The organism is Pandoraea anhela (assembly GCF_902459655.1).
GTDB lineage: Bacteria > Pseudomonadota > Gammaproteobacteria > Burkholderiales > Burkholderiaceae > Pandoraea > Pandoraea anhela.
Window position 1 is genome coordinate 131,250 of record NZ_CABPSB010000005.1, and the last position, 21,638, is coordinate 152,887.

The window sequence follows — 21,638 nt, forward strand, 5'->3', positions numbered from 1 at the left end:
GCGACATCGGGGGCGGCACCTTAACCGGCGATGCTTAGTAACGAATTAGGCTCGGAGGCGACAAGCCTCCTTTAGCGGAGGCCTCGGGTCAGGGGGGTTGGGGTCAGCGGGCTTGAATCAGGAGGCGGGAGGTCAAGGCAGCACACCGCCCCGGTCGATCTTGCGAGCCAGTACGACGGACGTCGTCGTACGCGTGACCCCGTCGATCTCGCCGATGGTGTCGAGCAGGGCATCGAGCTGATCGGCGGACGCGGCGTGCAGCCACGCGACATAGTCGAACTCGCCGCTCACGGAACACAGCAGATGGATCTCGGGCATCTTGTTCAGCCGGCGCAGCACGTCGCGCCCCGAGCGGGGCTGCACGCTGATGCCCACGCACGCCTGCAAGCCACCGCCGACGGCGTCCTGCCCCAGCCGGACCGTGTAGCCGGCGATCACGCCGGCCTGTTCGAGTCGCCCGATGCGCGCGACGACCGTCGTGCGGGCCACCCCCAGTCGCCGCGCGAGATTGGCCGTGCTCTCACGGGCATTCACCCGCAGCAGGGCGAGCAGATTACGGTCGAGTTCGTCGAGCGCGGTCGCAAGGAGCGTCATCGGATATCGGGAAGTTGGAGTCGAGCGCATCGGTCGCATCGGCCGCACGGGTCGCGCGGGCAAGCGCTGATTATAGAGCGATGCCGCCCCGCGACGTCGGCGTCCCGGCGCACCGATGTCTCACAGCAAGAGATACGATGACAAGGGTCCGGAACGCCCATCCATCAACCCATCGTTGAGGGCGCCTCACGCAGCCTCTGGCGTCCCGCCTCCCGGTGGAAAACGGCCTTTGACCCTTGTCCTATCAAGGCCATAGCCAAGGGTATCCCCCCAAGCGATGGCTATTGACAACGCCAAGGGGCGATGCGCAAAATCACATCACTTATATGACGACGTACAAGAAAGACCCACCACGGCGACAGCGGATGTCATGACCGCAACGATGGCTGCCTGGCGCGTCGGCCCCGAACGTCACCGGAGACAGGCGTTTGCCATGCATTTCTCGTTGAATTTCGCCCCGCTGGTTCCTTACTGGCCAGTTTTCCTTGAAGGCGCATGGCTCACGCTGAAGATGACCGTGTTCTCGGTCGTCATCGGCACGGCTCTCGGCACGCTGGTTGCGTTTGCCAAGCGCAGCCGCCATCGCTGGCTGTCGCGTCTGTGCGGCATTTATATCGAATCGGTTCGCAACACGCCGTTCCTCGTTCAGATCTTCCTCCTGTACTTCGGCCTCGCCAGCATGGGCGTGCATTTGCCGACGTTCACCGCCTCCGTGCTCGCCATGGTGATCAACATCGGCGCCTACGCTGCGGAGATCATCCGCGCCGGCCTCGAATCGGTGCCGCGCGGTCAGATCGAAGCGGCCGAGTGTCTGGGGCTGTCGAAGTGGCGCATCGCGTGGCATGTGATGCTGCAACCGTCTATCGAGAAGGTATACCCGTCGCTCACCACGCAGTTCATTCTGATGATGCAGGCCTCGGCCATCGCCTCGCAGATTTCCGCCGAAGAACTTACGGCCGTGGCCAACACCGTGCAGTCGGATACGTTCCGTTCGCTCGAAACGTACATCGTCGTGGCCGCGCTCTACCTCGCACTCTCGCTGCTGGTGAAGCTCGTGGCGTGGGCCGCCGGTGAATACTTCTTCAAGCGCCGCCGCACGGTGCGACGCGCCGCCGCGCAAACCGCGCAAGCCGCACGCCGGCGTGCCGCCGCGGCGCGCAACGGGAATACGAACGCCTCCGGCACGTCGGCGGGCAACACCGCGCAACGGAGCGCTTCATGATCGGCAATTTCTCGCTCACCTATCTTGGCTACATGGTGCAGTCCATCGGCTGGACGCTGGTGCTCTCTGCGCTCGCCTTCGTGCTCGGCATGGCCGGCGGCTTTCTGGTGATGCTCGGACGCATTTCTCCACGTCGCTGGCTGCGCCTGCCTACGCAGGTTTTTATCGAAGCGATTCAGGGCATTCCGCTGCTGATTCTGCTGTTCATCGTCTACTTCGGCCTGTCGGTGTACGGCTTCGAGCTGCCGTCGATCGTGGCGGCCGCGCTGGCGCTCATGGTCTACACGAGCGCGTACCTCGGCGACATCTGGCGCGGCTGCGTGGAAGCGATGCCGCGTGCGCAATGGGAGGCGGCGGAGTGTCTGTCGTTCTCGCGCTGGCAGACGCTGCGGCTCGTGATCATCCCGCAGGCAGTGCGTCTGTCGCTGCCCCCGACCATCGGCTTTCTGGTGCAGATCATCAAGATGACGTCGCTCGCATCGGTCATCGGCTTCGTCGAACTCACGCGCGCCGGACAAATCATCAACAACTCGATTTTCCAGCCCTTCCTCGTCTTCTCGCTGGTGGGGGTGTTTTATTTCGTGCTGTGCTACCCGCTCTCGCGCTGGAGCGCATCACTGGAGGACAGGCTCAATGTCGGCAATCGTTAAGGTCAAAGAGATTCACAAGCGCTTCGGCGACAACCCTGTGCTCAAGGGCGTGTCGTTCGAAGTGGAGCGCGGTCAGATGGTGGCGATCATCGGCGCCAGCGGCTCGGGCAAGAGCACGGCCTTGCGTTGCATCGATCGTCTGGAGAGCATCGACGAAGGCTCCATCGAAGTGTGTGGCATTCGTGTGGAAGATCCCTCCATCGACCTGCATCAGTTGCGTCGCGAAGTCGGCATCGTGTTCCAGAGCTACAACCTGTTCCCGCATCTGAGCGTGCGCGAGAACATCATGCTGGCGCTGCGTCACGTCAAGCGCATGGCCCGCAGCGAAGCGGAAGACGTCGCCAAACGCGTGCTCGCGCAGGTCGGCCTCTCCGACAAGGCGGACAGCTATCCCGAACAACTCTCCGGCGGTCAGCAACAGCGTGTGGCGATTGCCCGCTCGCTCGCCATGTCGCCGAAGGTCATGCTGTTCGACGAAGTGACGTCCGCACTCGACCCGCAACTCACAGGCGAAGTCCTGCGCGTGATGGAAGACCTCGCCGCCGACGGCATGACGATGCTGCTCGTCACGCACGAAATGGCGTTCGCCAAACGCGTGGCCGATCAGATCATCTACATGCATCAGGGCAAGGTGTGGGAGGTCGGCCCGGGCGAGATGCTCGACAACCCCAAGACGCCCGAACTGCGCGCATTTCTGGCGAATGGCCTGTAACCGGTGGATCGGTAGATCGGCGCACGCCCGAACGCTTTGACCCGCGCGCCCCGACGCGCTCGCATCGCTAGACAACCATTAATCGAAGGAGACCTTTGCATGAAACTCAAGACGTTCCTGACCCAAGCCTGTGCCGCCGTGGCGCTCGGCGTGATGGCGCACGCCGCATTCGCCGATCAGCTGGACGACATCAAAAAGGCCGGCAAGATTCGCGTGGCAATCGCGATGGGCACGCCGCTGTATTCGTATGCCGACGCCAATCTGAAGCCGGTCGGCTCGGACGTCGAGACGGCTGAACTGCTCGCCAAGGATCTGGGCGTGAAGCTCGACATCGTGTCCGTGACGAACGCCGCACGCGTGCCGACGTTGCAGGCGAATCGCGCCGACATCGTCGTGGCCGACCTGTCGATCACGCCGGAACGCGCACAAGTGGTCGACTTCTCGATCCCCTACGCCGTGATCTCGATCATCGTGGGCGCTCCGAAGAGCATGAACATCAAGGGCTACGCCGATCTGGAAGGCAAGCGCATCGGTCTCACGCGTGCCACCGTCAACGACACGCTCACCACGGCGAACGCCAAGGGGGCGCAGATCGTGCGTTACGAAGACGACGCCACGCTGATCACGTCCATGGTGACGGGGCAGGTCGACATTTTCTCGAGCACGCCGTCGAACCTCGGCGAAATGCAGAAGCGCGCGCCGGGCAAGAACCTCGAACTGAAGTTCGCGCAGAAGGAATTCGATCTGGGCATCGCGATGAACAAGAACCAGCCGGGCCTGAAGGACTGGGTCAACAACTGGGTCAAGACCAATCTGAAGAACGGCAAGCTCAACGAGATCTACAAGAAGTACCATGGCCGCGATCTGCCGGAGAGCGTGACCAAGGGCGGCGCATAAGCATTGAGATAAGGCGCGTGGATCACACGTAGCCACCGTAGGGCCGATAGCGACATCGCGACAGGCCGTCCCGGCATCGGCAGGGACGGCCTTTTTTGTCGATGTCTTTACTGGCAGTCCGGCGCGGAAAGGGGTAAGTTAGCAAATTGCTGTCGCCATCCTCATCGGCATCACATCCTGCATACATCTCCCCATGAAGGCTTTGCGCGCGCTACTGGCATCTCCCCAGGGATTACTCCGGGCATCTCTGCGGGCATCTCTGCGGGCATCACTCCGGGCATCCTGCTGTCCGCCTTACCGCTTCGCCGTTCGCCTGCGTGCCGGTGCGCTCGCGCTAACGGCATCGGCGCTGGCAGCGCCGGCGCTCGCCGTCGGCGACATCGAAGCCGGCAAGGCGCTGTTCGCGTCGCGCTGCGCATCGTGCCACGCCGTGGGACCGATGGCGGCCTCGGGCTTCGGGCCCCAGCTCAATGGTCTGGCCACACGTCGCGCGGGCAGCCTGAAAGACTTCGAATACTCGACGGCCATGAAGCAATCCGGCCTCGTATGGGATGACAAGACGCTCGCCGCCTTCATCGCCAACCCGGGTAACACGGTCCCCGGTACGAAAATGCGCTTCTGGGGCATCGGCAACGAGCGCAAGGTCGCAGAACTGATCGCCTATCTCCGTACGTTCAAGTGATTCGCATCGCGCGATTCCACGCCGTGGGACGATGCACGCGATGCGAAAATCGCGTCGGCAAATTCGACGAATCCGGCGCCGCCGGGACCTTGCGTGATCCAGCGCGGGGGCACCGGCAATTGCGGTAGATAGTCGATCACCGTGCTCACACCGGCCGTGTGCCGGAAGTAACCGAACATGGGTGCGTCGTTGGTGGAATCGCCGGAATAAGCGATGACGTGGGTAGCGGCGTCTGCATCGATGCCGTAGACGTCGTGGAGGATTCGCAGCGACATGGCAAGTTTGTCGTATCCGCCGACCCAGCCGAGCACCCAGAGGTTGTTGATGGTGGCATTGGCCCCGGCCTGCGTCAGCGCGTCGAGAATACGCCGGTCGAGATCCGTGCCGGTGCGACGATAGGCGAGGCTCGTCAATCGAAACAGCTGGTCGTCTGCATGCTCCGCTTGCGGCACGAGACGCACGACGGCGCTTGCAATCGACTGACGTTGTTCCCGCGCGCTGTCGATCTCGTCAGGCGAGTGCCAGAAGTGTCTTTCCACGCGATGCCCGTCTGCACGCCTGCGCAGGAACAGTCCGCCGTTCTCCGCAATCACACCGTCGACGGGCCACATCCGCGCCATCTGATCGCACCATCCGGCAGGCGCTGCGGTAACGGGAATGACACGAATTCCCGCCGCTTCGAGACGCGCCAGCGCGTCGTAGGTCTGCGCGGGCAAACGCCCCCGATAGGTGAGCGTTTCGTCCATGTCCGTGAGTACGTATCTGACGGACGCAAATTCATTGGCGGGGGCGAGAGACAGCGGCTGCATGGCGATCGATAAGCGCGAAGAGCCTTCGATTATGCGATGCGACCGGAGACCGGCTTAGTCGAATTGCACATATGCATATTCGATCGTCGTCATGGCGCGCAGCCGTGTGACATGGCGGCGTGAGCGCCACAGACGTGATTGGATGCGATGCGCGTTGGCGTGCCTGGCGGTTCGCATCCCCCTGCGATGGCGCACGCCCCAATACCCGAGCCCCAATGCATTGGGGCTTGAGTCGGGGATTGGGTGTTTCTCGCACCTGTGCTGCGTCGGGCGACGCTCAGATCCGCGCGTAATTCTGCGAAGCGAACGTCCAGTTCAACTTCTTGGCAATCGTCTCGGCGAGATAGTCCGGGCGGCGATTCTGATAATCGAGGTAATACGCGTGCTCCCACACGTCGACCGTCAGCAGCGGTAGTTGGCCGTTACGGGTGAACGGTGTTTCCGCATTGCCTGTCTTCACCACGGCCAGTTCGTGTTTGTCGTCGACGACGAGCCATCCCCAGCCGCTGCCGAACTGCGACGCGGAGACCGACAGCAGTTGCTTGGACAGCGCTTCGACCGAACCGAACTTCGCGACGATGGCATTGCTCAGGCGTTCGTCCGGCTGCGTCTGCACGGGGCTCAGCGACTTCCAGTAGAAGTTGTGATTCCACGCTTGTGCAGCGTTGTTGAAGACGTCTTCCATGTCCTCACGGCCGTGCGACTTCAGAATGAGTTGTTCGAGCGTGGCGTTGGCGAGCGGCGTGTCGGCGAGGAGCTTGTGCAGATTCGTGAAGTAAGCCTGATGGTGTTTGCCGTAGTGGATGCTGACGGTGCGGGCGGAGATGACGGGTTCGAGTGCATCCTGCGCGTAGGGCAGATTGGGCAGCGACTGCGGCGATGCGCCGAGATAGGCGAGCAGCGCGGCTTCATCGAGCTTTCTGGCGGCCTTCTTCGGCGGGTACGACGGCGGCTGCGCGAAAGCCAGGTTCGACATGACGAGCGCGGCACCGCCGAGCGATCCGCTGGTGAGCATCTGACGGCGGGACAGGAGCGTTTGAGACATGATCAATTCCGTTTCGTTAGGGGGAGGGTGAGGGACAACCGCAGTGCCCTCTCACTCACAGAACGACCTGATGCCGGCGGATATTCCACGTGTCGTAAAATTTTTTCCGTCGATATTCGCGCCGGCGAGTTCGCGTTGCCCTGCAGGTATCGGGATGCTATCGGCAGGCGATCGAAACCGTCATCCGAAAAATGCCCGCCGTCGACACGAGGGCGGAGGGCATCGTGAAGCGCCCTGACGGCCCCATCGACCGCGGCCTCAGTCGCAAAACGCCGCTACGGAAGAAGGCCGAGGGGGTGCCGACCGATCCACAGCGAAAATTCAACTGACCGCTGCGGGCGCTACGAGCCGCAAAAGCCATGCGTCGACGATCTGTGGCGGTTGCCGGAGGTCGAGAGCATCGACTGAAGCGAGGGAGATTCATCGAGCGGATGAACGGTGGCGCTGCGACGTGCGCCACATGTGAAAACGGCCATCCGTCGATCGAAAGGATCGCGTGGCCGCCTGCGGACCGACAAGGAAGGCGTCGGTCGAGCGGAGGATGCGGCAAAAATCGCGTAAGGCTGGTACCGGGGACCGGACTTGAACCGGCAAGCCCGAAGGCGGCGGATTTTAAGTCCGCTATGTTTACCAATTTCATCACCCCGGCAAGGGCACGCATTCTAACATCCCCCACCGGAATACGTCAGTTGGGTATCATGGGGGTATGCACGCACTGTGCGCGTCAACGGAGATCGATCCATGCTGGAGAATCTCGACCGCATCGCCCTGTCGCTCGACGCCATCGAATCTGCCGCTCGCGACGTCGCCATGCAATCCCCCCAGAACGCGCAAGCCCTCTACACCGCGCTCATGGAAATCCGTAACGCGATCGCGCTCGTCGCGCAGGAAGTCGTCCGCCTCGAACACGAAATCCACGGGCATAACCCCGCCGGCAACGGGCAATCGTGACGCCCCGCGTATCCGATTCCCCCGACATCTCAGCTGCCGAGGCGTCCTCGCCGCACGCCGCCCTCCCCCTACCTACCTCCCTCCATTCGCCCTCAATTCGCCCGCCATTCCCCCATCCCCGTCTGGCCTGCCACTTGCCGGGACCTCGCGCTCGCCTTCGGCATCGGCGCCGCCGGCTCCGGCGGTGTGCGGCCCCGGGCACGTCGGATGGCGGTCGAGCCGCGTCGCTGACTCACCGATCGGGAATTTGCTGAATTGCTCCCGCTCGCTCAACGCCTGCCCGGCCCCAACGTCGCCAATCGCGTCACCGGCCTCCGGCGTCGCTTCCGTGACGCGTGCGGGAAAACGATATCAATATCGCGCGCGGCCCGGTGACGCCGATCGCCGTCGTCATCACGCTGCGTACCTGGTGAACCCGACGAACCCGGTGAACCCGCTCCGGCTCATCGCGGGCGGCAGCCTGCTTGGCATCACCGGGGCGTTGACGTAGTCGGACGATCCCCCTCGCCCGCCCTCCCCCTGCCTCCCCCCGCCCGCCCGTCAACCCTCGTCACCCCCGTCCCCCCCCCCCGTCAACCCCCGTTACGAACCGTCACACACCCGACGCTCACCGGTGGTGTATGTCACTCCCCGACGACAGGTCCACAGGTCTACAATAGGCAGCACGTTTCACAACACGGTGTGTCCCCCGGGAATCCACATGACCGTCCCCTGTTGTACGTCACAAGCCGACGCGCCCCGCGGCGCCTCAACCAACGCCACCCGCCCGCAGGTCGCCCGCGACGGGTCGCCAGCGCTGGCATCTTCGCCCGCATCCATTGCCGCATCCACGCCCGCGCCCCTGCACGACCGGTTCGATGCCGTTCGCGCCGCATCGGTGGCGTTCGCGCACGGCCTCTCGGATGCCGACGCCACCGTGCAGTCGATGCCCGACGCGAGTCCCATCAAGTGGCATCTCGCACATACGACCTGGTTTTTCGAGACGTTTCTGCTCGCGGAATCCAGCGCGGCGGCCGGCGGGCGATATCGTCCCTACGATCCCCGCTTCGCCTACCTCTTCAACTCGTACTACGAGGCCGCCGGTCCGCGTCATCCGCGCCCCCAACGCGGCCTGCTCTCGCGCCCCACGCTCGACGAAGTGCTGGCTTACCGCCGCCACGTCGACGCCGCGATGCACGACCGGCTGCTGCACGCCGATCTCGCGCCGGATACCATCGCGCTCATCACCCTCGGCCTGCATCACGAAGAGCAGCATCAGGAGTTGATGCATACGGATTTGCTGCACCTGTTCGCGCAGAACCCGTTACGTCCGGCCCATCGCCAACCGTCCAATACGTTGCATGCCCGCGCGCCGCTGCAATGGATCGAGCACGATGGCGGACAGCATCGCATCGGGCATCCGGGCGACGCCAGCCACGCGGGCGGGCACTTTGCCTTCGATTGCGAAACCCCCGCTCACGACGTGCTGTTGCGCCCCTTCGCCATCGCCTCGCGTGTGGTGACGAACGGCGAATGGCGCGCATTTATCGAAGACGGCGGCTACCGCATGGCGGGACTCTGGCTCTCCGATGGATGGGCGACGGTACAACGCGAAGGCTGGGGACATCCGCTTTACTGGGAATTGCACAACGGCGAATGGCAATCGATGACGCTCGCCGGCATGCAGCCCGTGGACGACGACGCCCCGGTGCAGCACGTGAGCTATTTCGAAGCGGACGCCTTCGCCCGCTGGGCGGGCAAGCGTCTGCCGACGGAACAAGAATGGGAAGTGGCGGCCAACGTATCGTCACCCGCGCAACAAACGATGGAGCAACGCTTTGGCCCGGTATGGCAATGGACGGCCAGTCCGTACATCGCCTATCCGGGATTTCGGACGGCATCGGGGGCCGTCGGCGAGTACAACGGCAAATTCATGTGCGGACAATTCGTGCTGCGCGGCGGCTCGCTCGCCACGCCGCCGGGACACGCACGCGCCACGTACCGTAACTTCTTCTACCCGCATCAGCGCTGGCAGTTCTGCGGCCTGAGGCTCGCGGAGGACCGTTGATGTTGCAAGCCACACAATCCAATCAAGCTACGGCGTTCGTGTGTCCGTCACTGCCGGAGAACGCCTTCGCCACCGACGTGCTCGCCGGCCTCGGCCATACCCCCAAGACGCTGCCCAGCGTGTGGCTCTACGATCAGCGCGGCAGCGAGCTCTTCGAGGAAATCACCGGACTGGACGAGTACTACCAGACGCGCACCGAAACCGCGCTGCTCGGGGAATGTGCCGCCGCCATCGCGGACGTCATCGGCCCGGATGCCGTCGTCGTCGAATTCGGCAGCGGCTCCAGCCGCAAGACCCCGTTGCTGCTCGACGCGCTCGTCACACCGCGCGCCTACGTGCCCGTGGACATCGCCGACGACTTTCTCGACGACGCCGTTGCCGCGCTCGCGCGCCGCTGCCCCGGCATTCCGATGCTGCCGGTGCGGGCCGACTTCACACGCCCGTTCCATCTGCCGCCACAGTTGCAGAACACGCAAGGCACACGCCTCGGCTTCTTTCCCGGCTCGACGATCGGCAATTTCGCCCCCGCGCAGGCCGCCGCATTCCTCGCCCATGTGGGCAAGATGCTCGGCCCGCGCCGCCATATGGTCGTCGGTGTCGACGCCTGCAAAGACCCCGCCGTACTGCTGCCCGCTTACGACGATGCGCGCGGCGTGACCGCTCAGTTCGATCTGAACGTGCTCGTGCGCATCAACCGCGAGCTTGGCGGCGATCTGCCGCTCGACGCCTTTCGGCACGAAGCCCGCTTCAATGCCGGTGCGAGCCGCATCGAGATGCATCTCGTCGCACAGCGCCCCTTCACGGCCACGGTGCTCGGCAAATGCTTTCGCTTCACCGCCGGCGAGTCGATCCATACTGAGAACTCCTACAAATACGGACAGACGGAATTCCGCGCACTCGCGAACTCTGCCGGCTGGGACGTCGAGCGCGTCTGGCTGGACGCCCGCTCGCGCTTCGCGGTCTATTTGCTGCGCCCCGCCAGCGCGTGAGTCCGTCACCCTCGCCTGAGGGCAAGCCAGTTCGCCTGCCAAATCGCTAGCCAAATCGCCAGCCAAAACGAGGATGACACCGGACCTCCCGATGTCGTCCTCGTGATGTTTCAGCCGCGCCTGAGCACCATCTCACGTCGCCTGCACAAGGCATTGAAAGAAATTACGCCCGATCGCTAAAGTTTTTGCATCGATTTGCCGTTAATGCATTCAGACGCATGCTGCCCGCAACGAGAATCACCAATTCCGTGCGGCGCAAACCATCTCACAGCGCACGGCCACGACCGCAGCGCACCGTTTATACGTATCGCTGCACATGACTTCACGCGCAATGGGGATGCACGTGGCACGGGCTTCGGCGGCTGCGCCCGTGGCCCGAGGCACTCATACGGACGCTCGACGGCGCGGCGGGACTTCGCTCGTGCGCCGCGCCTGTGCCGTCGCAGTGGTGGCGACGCCGGCGATAGCGGCGCAGGAGTCGTCCCGATGAGCCGCATCGCCATCACGCTCTCAGACACCGCGCTCGCCGACCTGCAAAAGGACTTCGACGCGTTCGTGCGCATCTCGTCCGCCGTGGATCGTCATTTCACGCCCCCGCCGTTCGACGACTTCCTGCGCGCCCGCCTGCTCGACAGCACCGTGCCGCTCACGGAAGCCGCGGTGGCGCAGTTGCTCGCAGGCGGTCACTACGCATGGGCCAAACGCACGTTCGACAAGCAATTCCCGGATGTCGTCTCGATCATCCTGAATCAGGCGCGCCAGCACGGGTTTTACTTCGTGTCGCGTCCGGAGTGGTCGCGTGAGGACATGGCGCGCCAGGCCAGCCGCTGGGCCGAAGGGATCGTGCGCGAGGCGAAGGGCGAGGAACGTATTGTGGAATCGCTCGCCGGTCAGATCGTGACCTCGGCGCAGGACCTGCGCACGCTGGAAGCCACCTTGCAGACGCCGGCATGGCGCACCGCTTCGGTGCTTCGCGAACGCGTGTTCGAAGCGAAACGCAGTGTGGAGACCGCCCGCTCGCTGCAAGCCCGCGAAAAACTCGGCGAGTTGCGCGCGCTGCTCGACCTTGCCGTCATCTATGGCTCGGTCGGTGCTCAGGAAGCCGAACAGATTCTGGAATATCTGGGCGTGCTGCGCCCCGAACTGTTCAACGACGATCCGGGGATCTTCGAGCGCATCGCCGCATGGTTGCGACGTCTGCTCACGCCGAGCGTGCCTCGGCCCGCCCCCGTCCAGGATCAGGTGCCGACGCTCGCGACCGAAGTGCCGCAGAGCCAAGAGCCGCTACCCCCCACCATTTCGCGCTGAGCCCGAACGGGCGGCACCGGGCGGCAGACCGCCGACCTCACCGATTGAAGATCAGCGCCACCCCGGCGCTCGCGATCAGCGCGCCCCACCAGGCCCCCGCCGCCGGGCGCTGACGGGTGCGAATCCACAGCAGCGGCAACACCATCACCGGCGTCGTGGCCGAAAGCGTCGCGATAACGCCCGTGTTGCCGTGCCCCATCCCGTATAGCAGCAACGTCATGCCGAGGGCCACGCCCACGAATCCGGATACAGCCGTCAACGCCAGCGTGCTAGGGGTGAACGCCGAGAAGATATCGCGGGCGCGACGCGCGGCAAGGATCGTCAACCCCAGCGCCGACACGCCCACGCGCACCGCCGACGCCCCGACCGGATCCACGCCCGCGGCCATGACCGGCTTGGCGATCAGCGTACCGATGGAATGGCACAGCGCCGCCGTCAAACCGATGGCCACGCCCACACGCACATCACCGCGCACCGACTCCCAGTGATGCGCGTCCTCGCGCCGCCCCCCGAACGCGATCGCCAGCGCCACGCCGGCCGTCACAAGCGCGACGCCCAGCACGGCACGCCATCCGAGCGCCTCGCCCAGCCAGAAGTAACCGAGCACGGCGGTCATGGGGGCGTTGGTTGCGAAGACGATGGAGTTGCGCCGCGGCCCGAGCCGGCCGAGCGATGTGTACAGAATCGTATCCCCCACCAGAATGCCGATGAGCCCCGACGCGGTGAGCCGTAGCCAGTGCTCCAGCGTGAGCGACGGCCAGCCGCGCAGCACCGCGAGCGCGAACAGCAGCATCGCGAAAACCAGCAGCATCCGGGCGTAATTGAAGGGGAACGAACCTGCCTGACGGACAGGCGTGATGGCGATCATACCGCTGCAAGCCCAGCAGAGGGCGGCACCGAGCGCGGCGAGGTAGGCGAGTTGGGTGGTCATGGTCAGGGGGCGGACGGCGCGGAGCCGCAACCGCCCCCGCCGTTGGGACGCCATTATACGAGTCACATGCCCCATGCGGGGGCATGACCCGCCTGCCGACCGGAGTGACTCCACCGGAGCGCACGCGCTCACGCATGTCAGAGCGCCTCGTCGAGCCGATACAGCGCGTCGAACATCCCGCGATAGGCCGCCGCCACACCGTGCGCCCCACGCAGCATCCGCAAACGTGACAGCGTGTCCGGCTCGCCCGCCTCCTCGACCCATTGCGGCAGCAGCGCCGTACCGCCACACACGCTCGCGTCGTGCCGGGCATGGGCGCAAACGGCGGCAAAGCCATCGGCCGCCGAGGGATATCGTTGGGCAAGCGCATCAAACTGCGCTTCGATCTCGCTCGCCGCTCGCGCGGCGGCCGGCGCCTGGCAAAGCGCACAGCAACCGACGTAAGCCGGCATGTCGCTCGCCGCGCCGATGATGAAGTCGATGAGCGCGTGGGTGGCGTCGAACGCACCGCTGTCGAGAAACGTGCGCGCGGCAGGACCACATCGCAGCAATCCGGCCGCCAGCATCGTCGATTGCCCGCGCTGTTCGCGATACTGACGCAGCAACATCGGACGCAGCGCTGCGTCAGTACAACGCTCGACGGCGATGCGATTGTGAACGTCCGCACCCGCCGCGCGATGGTAAAGCTGCGCGAGAAATGCGAGCACCTGAATATCGCTCGACTCGCCGGCGAGAAAACGCGTCCAGAACGGGGAAGCGAAGATGCCCCGCACCCAGTCGTCGCAGATCCGTCCGAACGCCGGTACGATATCGCGACGCGTGGCCGGCAGCACATGCACTAGCGCCTCGTCGACGAGCCTTGCCAACCACGTGCCCGGCACCGGCGCCTCGGCAAGGAGCATGCCTTGCTTGAGACGTTCGAGCCATAGCGCAGTATCGGCGGGGGCGTCGTACAAGGTGCAGGAGACTTCGTGCGATGACACCGTAAGCGCGTTCGACGCACACGTCCACTGCGCGTGAGGCGACACGATCACCCACACGGCGGTGCCGGCCGATGCCGCCGCCGCCGGCAACGATGAAGAAGACGAAGACGACGGCGCATCCGCCGTCACCGCCTTGTTCGGCACCGCAGCGGCGGCACACCTGACAGAAGCGACCATCATCGGACGATGGCTCCCAGCACGGTCAGGCATTCGGGTGCGATGCGGCGCACGACCTCGATGCGCAACGCATTGCCGCACTCGGCGTCCATTCCCGGCGGCTGCGCCGCTTCCGCCACATTTCCGCGCCGACTCGTGCGCGGTTTGGCTCGCCCCGCGCCGGTACGGCGTGACGCCTCCGCGACCTCCGGCAAGGCGGCCTTCCCTGAAGTCCCCGAAGCGCTGTGCGCAGGCGCGGCCTTCGGTGCGTCGAGAACGACCGGGAGAAATGGAAATGGCACGGACCGTGCATTTGACGAATGGGATGGCATGTCGACTCCTGTCGGCTGTTGAACGACTGCGCAATGGACTCGGGCAGGGGTGCGCCCGGGGAGGCAACCACCGGCTCGCGAAGCGGGGTGTCGACGACACGAGCGGCGGGGGGAGCGACTACCTTAGAAAATCCGGGGACACTGCGGAAGGAATCGAAACTCTAGGACGTTTCACATTGCGCAGACTGTGATCCGTCCGAAATTCCCGTTAAGCCGCCAGCCGACAGCCTTTCCGTGCCATGGGCTGTCACATAAACAGGACAATTTCCCAAGTGACGATGACGTCAATTTTAGGAAATATCCCAATAAGAATTAGCGAAATCGGGAAGACGGAGGGGATGAACCGGACGTCGATAGCGTTGCCATCAGGCGGCGACGACTCGCGTCACGATGCCGCACCGTTGGGTGCGCAGCCCGTGCCGGGGCGCGAGTACAATCGATTGCACGCCATACGTCGCCACACAGGGAGTGACAGCCATGCCTCTTTATCAGCGTCTGCCGATCTTTGTTTTCGAGATCGAAGCCTGCGAAAACCTGAAGTACATCACGATGGCGATTCGTTTCAATCTGGATCGCAACGGCCAGCATCTGTCGCTGGCGGACTGGCAGCGATTGCCGCAGGCAGCACGCGAGACGCTGGCGTCGTGCGTACCGGGCGATGACGACTTCGCAGCACGGCTCGAGGAGATCGCTCGTGAGCATCTCGGCCAGGCCGTCGAGCGCAGCGTCGATCCGGCGCCTACGGCGTGGCAGGACACGAACGCGCTACCCCCGGGCCTGCTCAGGCAATGCGAACTGGCGGACCTGTTGCCGCCGGACGTCGGTGACTGGGGCACGCTGACGCCGTTCCGGCGTTATGTCCTGACGAAACTGTCGCGTCGCGACACGCTCAACCATTGTTTCGTGCCCGCCATGCTCGAGTTCGGGCTGGCGCAGACGCAAGCCGAACTCTGAGCGACACCCCGGCGACACGCCCCCTGCGCATCAGGTCACGGGCGCGGGATTGAACAGCGTGAGCGCGTTGTGCAGTCCCCAGCGCTCGGCCCACGTCTTTTCGCCGCTCGCTACCGCGAGCATCCGGTGGAACAACTGCCAGCCCACGTCCTCGATGGTGGCGTCGCCGGTCGCAATGCGCCCGGCATCCACGTCCATCAGATCGTGCCATCGACGCGCCAGATCCGAGCGTGTCGCCACTTTGATGACGGGCACCTCGGCCAGTCCGTACGGCGTGCCGCGCCCGGTCGTGAAGACGTGCAGATTGATGCCCGCCGCGAGTTGCAGCGTGCCGCAGATGAAATCGCTGGCCGGGGTCGCGGCATAGATCAGCCCGCGCTGACGCGCGCGATCGAGTTTCTCCCCGGGCGAGAGCACGCCGTGAATCGGCCCGCTGCCTGACTTCACGATCGATCCCATGGCCTTCTCGACGATGTTCGACAGACCGCCGCGCTTGTTACCCGGTGTCGTATTGGCGCTACGGTCGACACGACCGCGTTCGAGATAGGCGTCATACCAGGCCATCTCGCGAATCATCGCCTCGGCGACTTCCGGGGTCGCCGCCCGCGACGTCAACTGGTCGATGCCGTCGCGCACCTCGGTGACTTCGGAGAACATGACCGTCGCGCCGGCGCGCACGAGCAGGTCGGTCGCGAAGCCGACGGCCGGATTGGCCGTCACACCGGAGAACGCGTCGCTGCCGCCGCACTGCACGCCGACCACGAGTTCGGACGCCGGCACCACCTCGCGCCGGCGCATGTTGAGGCGTTCCAAATGCGTGCGCGCCGTCGTCAGAATCGCATCGATCATCGACAGAAAGCCCACATGGGCATCGTCCTGCAGGCAGACGGTGTCCGGCTTGCCATCGGCGTCGGCACTGCCGATGGGAATGCTGCCCGCCGGGAGCAGTCGCTCCGGCTGCAACTTCTCGCACCCCAGGCTCACCACCATCACTTCGCCGCCGAAGTTCGGATTCGAGGCGATGTTGCGCAGCGTGCGAACGGGTACCACGGCATCCGGCGCATCGATCGCCACGCCGCAGCCGTAGGTATGTTCCAACGCCACGACATCGTCGACGTTCGGATACTGCGGCAGCAACGTCTCCTTGATTCGTTTGACGGCGAATTCGACTACCCCTGCCACACACTGCACGGTCGTGGTGATCGCGAGAATGTTGCGTGTGCCCACAGAGCCGTCGGGGTTCCGATACCCCTTGAAGGTGAATCCTTCGAGCGGCGGTAATTCCGCCGGCACGCGCGTGCTGATCGGCAGACGATCGAGGGACGGCGCTTCCGGCATCGCCAGATGGCGCTCGTTGACCCAGCTTCCGGCCGGCAACGCGCGCGCGGCATGGCCGATCACCACGCCGTACCGAATCACCGCCGCGCCTTCGGCCAGATCGGTCAGGGCGACCTTATGCCCTTGCGGCACGGCATCGATCAGCGTAAGGCCATCGGCAAACCGGCTGCCGACGGGCAATCCCCCGTCGTTCACCACGATCGCAACGTTGTCCGCCGCCTGCATCCTGATATAGCGCGGTGCGGCCTGCGCCGCACCGCCGGTGTCGTGCATCGCGCCCTTCGATGTCATGTCTTTCCCCCCTCTCGTCTCCAGGTGCCGGTGCCACACGACGTTCGCCGTTCTCAGGGCTTGCGATCTGTCGCGCAACCGCCACAGGCACAAAAACCGACGGCAGTCGTTGATGTTCGCTCAACCACCCGTCACTTATGCGTCATCATACATCTAGATAAGGGGTAACACGCGATCTTACGGGCCTCTGTCGAACTCGGGAAAAACCCTTGAGACGCCTTTTCCGGGTTTATCCCACTGCCATCCGGTATATCGGCCTCTTGTCCGACTTCACCACATGTTATACGATGACATATAACTAAGCGCCGAGCGCTGGTTGAGCGCCCTCTTCATTTATCGAATCCGGCCTTGTAGCCGACAGGAACTCTTGAAATGACCGCACCTCAAGAACTCAAGCAAATCGTCTCCGACGGCTTGTTGTCTTTCCCCGTGACCGACTTCGACGCGAACGGCGACTTCAATGCTCGCAGCTACGCTGCGCGTCTGGAGTGGCTGGCGCCGTTCGGCGCAACGGCGCTCTTCGCGGCGGGCGGCACCGGCGAGTTCTTCTCGCTCACGCCGCAGGACTACAGCGCCGTGATCAAGACCGCTGTCGACACGTGCGCCGGCAAGGTGCCGATTCTCGCGGGTGCGGGCGGCCCGACGCGTCTGGCCATCGAATATGCGCAGGAAGCCCAGCGGCTGGGCGCCAAGGGTGTGCTGCTCATGCCGCACTACCTGACCGAAGCGAGCCTCGACGGCATCGCCGCGCACGTCGAACAGGTCTGCAAGTCCGTGGAGATCGGCGTGATCGTCTACAACCGGGCAAACTCGAAGCTCGGCGCGGACCAGCTCGAACGTCTGGCCGATAAGTGCCCGAACCTGATCGGCTTCAAGGACGGCGTGGGCGACATCGAGCGCATGGTGCAGATTCGCCGCCGCATGGGCGACCGCTTCTCGTATCTGGGCGGTCTGCCGACGGCCGAAGTGTATGCCGCGGCCTACCGCGCGTTGGGCGTGCCGGTGTACTCGTCGGCCGTCTTCAACTTCATCCCGAAAACGGCGATGAAGTTCTATCACGCCGTGTGCAACAACGATCAGGAGACGATCGGCCATCTGCTCGACACGTTCTTCCTGCCGTATCTGGAGATTCGCAACCGCCGCGCGGGCTACGCCGTGAGTATCGTCAAGGCAGGCGCGAAGCTGGTCGGCCACGATGCCGGTCCGGTGCGCGCCCCGCTGACCGATCTGCTGCCGGACGAGCTCGAAGCGCTCGACGCACTGATCAAGAAAGTCGAAGGCTAAGGGGACACGGCATGCAGATCACCGGTGAGATGTTGATCGGCCGCGCCGACGTGCGCGGCAGCGGGGCAACGCTCGAAGCGTTCGATCCGTCGCGGGGCGAACGTCTGACGCCGACGTTCGGCGCAGGCACCGTGGCGGATGTCGAGCGGGCGTGCGAACTCGCGCGCGCCGCGTTCGATCCGTTCCGTGCGCTGCCGCTGGCAAAACGCGCCGAGTTTCTCGAAGCCGTCGCCCAAGCGATTCTCGACCTGGGCGACGCGCTCATCGAGCGTGCCCACGCCGAGACGGGCCTGCCCGTGGCCCGGCTGCAAGGCGAGCGCGGACGCACCGTTGGTCAGCTGCGCATGTTTGCCCGCGTGGTGCGCGACGGTCACTTCCTCGACGCCACCATCGACCCCGCGCAACCGGCGCGCGAACCGCTACCGCGCAGCGACCTGCGTCTGGCGAAGATCGGCCTCGGCCCGGTCGCAGTGTTCGGCGCGAGCAACTTCCCGCTGGCGTTTTCGGTGGCGGGCGGCGACACGGCGTCGGCATTCGCCGCCGGCTGTCCGGTGATCGTCAAGGCGCACTCGGCGCACCTGGGCACGTCGGAACTCGTCGCACGCGCCGTGCGTTCGGCGGTGCAGAAGCACGATCTGCCGGAAGGCGTGTTCTCGCTGCTCGTCGGCGAGCGCGCCGTGGGCGAAGCGCTGGTGGCGCACCCGGCGATCGCTGCCGTGGGCTTCACCGGCTCGCGCACCGGCGGTCTCGCGCTGCAACGCATCGCCCAGTCGCGCGCCGTCCCGATTCCGGTGTACGCCGAGATGAGCAGCATCAATCCGGTGTACCTGCTGCCTGAAGCGCTGGCAGCGCGCGGCGAGGTGATTGCAAAGGGCTTCGTCGATTCGCTGACGATGGGTGTCGGCCAGTTCTGTACGAACCCGGGACTGGTGCTCGGCCTCGCCGGCGAGGCGCTCGAACGCTTCTGCCGTACGGCTTCCGACGCACTGACGGCCAAGGCCGCCGGCACCATGCTCACGCCGGGCATTGCCCAGGCGTACGACAAGGGCGTCGGGCGTCTGGTCGACGAGCCGAACGTAACGCTGGTCGCGCGAGGCCAGTCCGGCGGCGCATGCCAGGGTCAGGCCGCGCTGTTCCGCACGACGGCGGCCGAATTTCTGGCCACGCCGGCACTGCATGAGGAGATGTTCGGTCCGGCCTCGGTCGTGATTGCCTGCGACACCGTCGACGAGATGATCGCGATCACCGAGCGTCTGGAAGGTCAGCTGACGGCGACGCTGCAACTCGACGCCGGCGACACCGCGACGGCTCGCCGTTTGCTGCCGGGTCTGGAGCGCCGTGCCGGACGCATTCTCGCCAACGGTTTCCCGACCGGCGTCGAAGTGTGTCATGCGATGGTCCACGGTGGCCCGTTCCCCGCAACATCGAATGCGATGTTCACGTCGGTCGGCGCGTCGGCCATCGATCGGTTCCTGCGCCCGGTGTGCTATCAGGATCTGCCGGATGCGCTCTTGCCGCAAGCCCTGCAGGAGGCCAATCCCCTGGGCCTGTGGCGACTGCGTGACGGCGCGCTGACACAGCAGTAAATGCAACGCCCGGCGTGGCGCGATTCGCCCCTGGCGAGCCGCACGCCACTCAAACAAACGCCCTCGGTTCTCGAGGGCGTTTGTTTTTGTACTGCGCGTGTCATACCGTCAGACGACGGCGGAAGCAACCTCAGGACGCGGCACGATCCGGGCGCAGATCCGGCGACGTCAGCATGCCGTAAAGCGGCGTGACGACGCCATCCGCCAGCGTCTTCGCAATGGCTTTGAGGTCCGTCGATCCGGGCGCACCGATGAGCGCGTAGCCGATCTGGCCCTTGCGCCATGTCACCACGCCCATGCTGTCGACCTTCTGTTCCGCGACACCCTGATCGGGGCGCGCATCACGCACCACGCACAACGCCACAGGGTCGCCCGTCGCGGGCAGATACACCATCTGCACCAGCGTGCTGTCCTTCCAGCGCAAACGCTGCACACGCTTGAACGTCAGCCCTTGCGAGCGCAGATCCGGCACGCTGATATCGAGCTTGTCGTTCTGACGAATGTCGCTGACGGTGCGCTGGGTGTCGCTGTCGTCCACACGAATGGAAGCCACCGTGTCCCGCGCGTACAACTGCTGATACTCGGCTGCCGCACGCACCCATGTCCGCCCCGGCTCGGGTTTCGACGAGACGGACGCGGTCATGAATCCGCCGGCGCCGCCCGGATTCAGCACGCCGGAGAGCAACGGCAACGTGATGGCCGTGGCCGCCACGCCTGCCGCGAAAGCCGCAGCGAGCCACCACGGACGCACCCGTCGGCCGACAGGCGCATCGTTGGCGGCCGGCACGTTGCGCGACGCGTCGGCCTGAACAGCGCCCACGGACGCGATCGGATCGGTCGCTTGATGAGTCCCCCTGCTATCAACCTTGCTGTCGGCACTGTCGGCCTTCGCCGACAGCGGCATCTGCGGCGGCACCGGCGCCTGACGCTGCGCGTGCGCCCGCAGCAGCGCGTCGAGGCTGGCGGTAAGGCTCTCGGGGACCGGGGGGATGGCATGGGCGGCAAACGTCTCCCGGTACGGCAGACGCGACGCCTGCAACGACTCGACCGCGTCGGCCAGTTCGGGCGACGCGGCGATGGCCGCTTCCACTTCCGCACGCTCCGCTGCGGGGAGCGCACCGTCGACGTAAGCGAGCAGGCGGATATCGTCTTCGTTCATCACGCGTCCTCCTCACGTGCGCCGGCTGCGGAACCGGTGCGATGATCACGCTGCGCACGGTCGGCCTGGCGGGGTCGCCCCTCGGGGTTACGAAACTGATCGCCGATGGTACGGCGGGCTCGCGACAGACGGCTCATCACCGTACCGATAGGCACGTCGAGCACTTCCGCCGCTTCCTGATATGTCATTCCCTCCACCGCCACGAGCAGCAGCACCATGCGCTGCGCCTCGGGCAGGCTGTCGACCGCGCCGAAGACCTGGCGATAGCTCGCCAGATCCTCGGGCGTGGACGCCTGAAGATCCGGAATCGCTTCGACGTCGGCCTCATCCCAGGCGAGGCTGCCGCGCGAGCGAACGCGACGCGCGCGGATCTCGTTGATCCACGTCGTATGCACGATGCTGAACATCCAGCTCAGCGCCGAGGTGCCCGGCTGCCACTGATGCACGCGCTCGAGCGCGTGCACGCAAGCGCGTTGCACGAGATCCTCGGCATCATGACGATCGCCCGTAATGCGCAAGGCGAACGCCCAGAGGCGTGGCAGCAAGCCCGGAAGCAAGCTGGGTAAATCCTGACCGGTCATCGGCGAATTTCCTGGCGGAGGGTGCCTGGCGGCAAGCCAGTCCGAAGCATCGCCGGCGAATGCCGCCGGCGCTTGCTGCGAAATTATACTGAGCCGCCGCGACTTTGCGCGGACCGACCCCGCAGGCCGATATGCCA

Annotated in this window: 21 protein-coding genes and 1 tRNA gene; 12 read left to right on the forward strand and 10 right to left on the reverse strand. The window is 65.0% G+C overall.

Features of this window, described 5'->3' with window-relative positions; translation table 11 throughout:
* Window positions 1-132 precede the first annotated feature (132 nt).
* On the reverse strand, window positions 133-594 hold the full coding sequence (locus PAN31108_RS09490) for an Lrp/AsnC family transcriptional regulator (RefSeq protein WP_150668619.1): 462 nt from the start codon (window positions 592-594) through the stop codon (window positions 133-135).
* Window positions 595-1,027: 433 nt separating this feature from the next.
* On the opposite strand from PAN31108_RS09490, the gene PAN31108_RS09495 reads away from it, so the two are divergent.
* From PAN31108_RS09495 to PAN31108_RS09515, 5 genes are all read left to right on the forward strand, one after another.
* Window positions 1,028-1,816 (forward strand): amino acid ABC transporter permease, encoded by a 789-nt coding sequence (locus tag PAN31108_RS09495; RefSeq protein WP_150668620.1) that lies wholly within the window; start codon window positions 1,028-1,030, stop codon window positions 1,814-1,816.
* Entirely contained in the window at window positions 1,813-2,466 is a 654-nt protein-coding gene (locus PAN31108_RS09500) for an amino acid ABC transporter permease (protein WP_150668621.1), read from the forward strand. The genes PAN31108_RS09495 and PAN31108_RS09500 overlap by 4 nt, the downstream gene beginning before the upstream one ends.
* Window positions 2,450-3,178, forward strand: coding sequence for an amino acid ABC transporter ATP-binding protein (locus PAN31108_RS09505; RefSeq protein WP_150668622.1), 729 nt, complete (start codon window positions 2,450-2,452; stop codon window positions 3,176-3,178). Before PAN31108_RS09500 ends, PAN31108_RS09505 begins: the two co-directional genes overlap by 17 nt.
* A gap of 99 nt (window positions 3,179-3,277) precedes the next feature.
* Window positions 3,278-4,075 (forward strand): transporter substrate-binding domain-containing protein, encoded by a 798-nt coding sequence (locus PAN31108_RS09510; protein ID WP_150668623.1) that lies wholly within the window; start codon window positions 3,278-3,280, stop codon window positions 4,073-4,075.
* Window positions 4,076-4,268: 193 nt separating this feature from the next.
* The gene (locus PAN31108_RS09515) at window positions 4,269-4,757 is read left to right on the forward strand and encodes a c-type cytochrome (RefSeq protein WP_150668624.1); all 489 of its coding nucleotides are present in this window, start codon (window positions 4,269-4,271) and stop codon (window positions 4,755-4,757) included.
* Here the strand turns inward: PAN31108_RS09515 and PAN31108_RS09520 are convergent.
* From PAN31108_RS09520 to PAN31108_RS09530, 3 genes are all read right to left on the reverse strand, one after another.
* Entirely contained in the window at window positions 4,736-5,566 is an 831-nt protein-coding gene (locus tag PAN31108_RS09520) for an HAD-IIB family hydrolase (protein ID WP_150668625.1), read from the reverse strand. The genes PAN31108_RS09515 and PAN31108_RS09520 overlap by 22 nt on opposite strands.
* A 277-nt stretch (window positions 5,567-5,843) precedes the next feature.
* Window positions 5,844-6,467: a superoxide dismutase gene (locus tag PAN31108_RS09525; protein ID WP_246183877.1), complete on the reverse strand. Its 624-nt coding sequence runs from the start codon at window positions 6,465-6,467 to the stop codon at window positions 5,844-5,846.
* Window positions 6,468-7,175: 708 nt separating this feature from the next.
* A tRNA-Leu gene (locus PAN31108_RS09530) sits at window positions 7,176-7,260 on the reverse strand.
* 92 nt (window positions 7,261-7,352) lie between these two features.
* On the opposite strand from PAN31108_RS09530, the gene PAN31108_RS26340 reads away from it, so the two are divergent.
* The 4 genes from PAN31108_RS26340 (at window position 7,353) to PAN31108_RS09550 (ending at window position 11,906) form a co-directional block, all read left to right on the forward strand.
* Entirely contained in the window at window positions 7,353-7,562 is a 210-nt protein-coding gene (locus tag PAN31108_RS26340) for a hypothetical protein (protein WP_174994912.1), read from the forward strand.
* 796 nt (window positions 7,563-8,358) lie between these two features.
* Complete coding sequence (gene egtB, locus PAN31108_RS09540) at window positions 8,359-9,609, forward strand: ergothioneine biosynthesis protein EgtB (RefSeq protein ID WP_370819614.1); 1,251 nt, start codon at window positions 8,359-8,361, stop codon at window positions 9,607-9,609.
* On the forward strand, window positions 9,609-10,598 hold the full coding sequence (gene egtD / locus PAN31108_RS09545) for an L-histidine N(alpha)-methyltransferase (protein WP_150668629.1): 990 nt from the start codon (window positions 9,609-9,611) through the stop codon (window positions 10,596-10,598). Before egtB ends, egtD begins: the two co-directional genes overlap by 1 nt.
* 486 nt (window positions 10,599-11,084) lie before the next feature.
* Window positions 11,085-11,906, forward strand: coding sequence for a DUF4088 family protein (locus PAN31108_RS09550; RefSeq protein ID WP_246183860.1), 822 nt, complete (start codon window positions 11,085-11,087; stop codon window positions 11,904-11,906).
* Between the two features lie 37 nt (window positions 11,907-11,943).
* Here PAN31108_RS09550 and PAN31108_RS09555 read toward each other — a convergent pair whose 3' ends face one another.
* The 3 genes from PAN31108_RS09555 to PAN31108_RS09565 form a co-directional block, all read right to left on the reverse strand.
* Complete coding sequence (locus PAN31108_RS09555; protein ID WP_150668630.1) at window positions 11,944-12,837, reverse strand: DMT family transporter; 894 nt, start codon at window positions 12,835-12,837, stop codon at window positions 11,944-11,946.
* A gap of 137 nt (window positions 12,838-12,974) precedes the next feature.
* The gene (locus tag PAN31108_RS09560) at window positions 12,975-14,000 is read right to left on the reverse strand and encodes a hypothetical protein (protein WP_150668631.1); all 1,026 of its coding nucleotides are present in this window, start codon (window positions 13,998-14,000) and stop codon (window positions 12,975-12,977) included.
* The gene (locus tag PAN31108_RS09565; protein WP_150668632.1) at window positions 13,997-14,278 is read right to left on the reverse strand and encodes a hypothetical protein; all 282 of its coding nucleotides are present in this window, start codon (window positions 14,276-14,278) and stop codon (window positions 13,997-13,999) included. The genes PAN31108_RS09560 and PAN31108_RS09565 overlap by 4 nt, the downstream gene beginning before the upstream one ends.
* A gap of 507 nt (window positions 14,279-14,785) precedes the next feature.
* Between PAN31108_RS09565 and PAN31108_RS09570 the strand changes: the two genes are divergently transcribed.
* Entirely contained in the window at window positions 14,786-15,262 is a 477-nt protein-coding gene (locus PAN31108_RS09570) for a nitrate reductase associated protein (protein WP_150668633.1), read from the forward strand.
* A 30-nt stretch (window positions 15,263-15,292) separates the two neighbouring features.
* Here the strand turns inward: PAN31108_RS09570 and garD are convergent, their stop codons facing one another.
* A complete protein-coding gene (garD, locus tag PAN31108_RS09575; protein ID WP_150668634.1) occupies window positions 15,293-16,891 on the reverse strand; it encodes a galactarate dehydratase in 1,599 nt (532 codons plus the stop codon).
* 372 nt (window positions 16,892-17,263) lie between these two features.
* Between garD and kdgD the strand changes: the two genes are divergently transcribed.
* Both kdgD and PAN31108_RS09585 read left to right on the forward strand, forming a co-directional pair.
* Window positions 17,264-18,175 (forward strand): 5-dehydro-4-deoxyglucarate dehydratase, encoded by a 912-nt coding sequence (kdgD, locus tag PAN31108_RS09580; RefSeq protein WP_150668635.1) that lies wholly within the window; start codon window positions 17,264-17,266, stop codon window positions 18,173-18,175.
* A gap of 11 nt (window positions 18,176-18,186) precedes the next feature.
* Window positions 18,187-19,761: an aldehyde dehydrogenase (NADP(+)) gene (locus PAN31108_RS09585; protein ID WP_150668636.1), complete on the forward strand. Its 1,575-nt coding sequence runs from the start codon at window positions 18,187-18,189 to the stop codon at window positions 19,759-19,761.
* A 130-nt stretch (window positions 19,762-19,891) separates the two neighbouring features.
* On the opposite strand, the gene PAN31108_RS09590 is transcribed toward PAN31108_RS09585, so the two are convergent.
* Together PAN31108_RS09590 and PAN31108_RS09595 are read right to left on the reverse strand one after the other, a co-directional pair.
* Window positions 19,892-20,920 (reverse strand): zf-HC2 domain-containing protein, encoded by a 1,029-nt coding sequence (locus tag PAN31108_RS09590; protein ID WP_150668637.1) that lies wholly within the window; start codon window positions 20,918-20,920, stop codon window positions 19,892-19,894.
* Window positions 20,920-21,501, reverse strand: a complete 582-nt coding sequence (locus tag PAN31108_RS09595; protein ID WP_150668638.1) for an RNA polymerase sigma factor — start codon at window positions 21,499-21,501, stop codon at window positions 20,920-20,922. Before PAN31108_RS09595 ends, PAN31108_RS09590 begins: the two co-directional genes overlap by 1 nt.
* Window positions 21,502-21,638: the final 137 nt, after the last annotated feature.

Coding starts and splice junctions, on each gene's coding strand:
- kdgD (WP_150668635.1), top strand. CDS start 17,264: ATGACCGCACCTCAAGAACTCAAGCAAATCGTCTCCGACGGCTTGTTG.
- PAN31108_RS09520 (WP_150668625.1), bottom strand. CDS start 5,566: ATGCAGCCGCTGTCTCTCGCCCCCGCCAATGAATTTGCGTCCGTCAGA.
- PAN31108_RS09595 (WP_150668638.1), bottom strand. CDS start 21,501: ATGACCGGTCAGGATTTACCCAGCTTGCTTCCGGGCTTGCTGCCACGC.
- PAN31108_RS09555 (WP_150668630.1), bottom strand. CDS start 12,837: ATGACCACCCAACTCGCCTACCTCGCCGCGCTCGGTGCCGCCCTCTGC.
- PAN31108_RS09495 (WP_150668620.1), top strand. CDS start 1,028: ATGCATTTCTCGTTGAATTTCGCCCCGCTGGTTCCTTACTGGCCAGTT.
- PAN31108_RS09505 (WP_150668622.1), top strand. CDS start 2,450: ATGTCGGCAATCGTTAAGGTCAAAGAGATTCACAAGCGCTTCGGCGAC.
- egtD (WP_150668629.1), top strand. CDS start 9,609: ATGTTGCAAGCCACACAATCCAATCAAGCTACGGCGTTCGTGTGTCCG.
- PAN31108_RS09490 (WP_150668619.1), bottom strand. CDS start 594: ATGACGCTCCTTGCGACCGCGCTCGACGAACTCGACCGTAATCTGCTC.
- PAN31108_RS09550 (WP_246183860.1), top strand. CDS start 11,085: ATGAGCCGCATCGCCATCACGCTCTCAGACACCGCGCTCGCCGACCTG.
- PAN31108_RS09510 (WP_150668623.1), top strand. CDS start 3,278: ATGAAACTCAAGACGTTCCTGACCCAAGCCTGTGCCGCCGTGGCGCTC.
- PAN31108_RS09515 (WP_150668624.1), top strand. CDS start 4,269: ATGAAGGCTTTGCGCGCGCTACTGGCATCTCCCCAGGGATTACTCCGG.
- PAN31108_RS09585 (WP_150668636.1), top strand. CDS start 18,187: ATGCAGATCACCGGTGAGATGTTGATCGGCCGCGCCGACGTGCGCGGC.
- garD (WP_150668634.1), bottom strand. CDS start 16,891: ATGACATCGAAGGGCGCGATGCACGACACCGGCGGTGCGGCGCAGGCC.
- PAN31108_RS09560 (WP_150668631.1), bottom strand. CDS start 14,000: ATGATGGTCGCTTCTGTCAGGTGTGCCGCCGCTGCGGTGCCGAACAAG.
- PAN31108_RS26340 (WP_174994912.1), top strand. CDS start 7,353: ATGCTGGAGAATCTCGACCGCATCGCCCTGTCGCTCGACGCCATCGAA.
- PAN31108_RS09590 (WP_150668637.1), bottom strand. CDS start 20,920: ATGAACGAAGACGATATCCGCCTGCTCGCTTACGTCGACGGTGCGCTC.
- PAN31108_RS09570 (WP_150668633.1), top strand. CDS start 14,786: ATGCCTCTTTATCAGCGTCTGCCGATCTTTGTTTTCGAGATCGAAGCC.
- PAN31108_RS09500 (WP_150668621.1), top strand. CDS start 1,813: ATGATCGGCAATTTCTCGCTCACCTATCTTGGCTACATGGTGCAGTCC.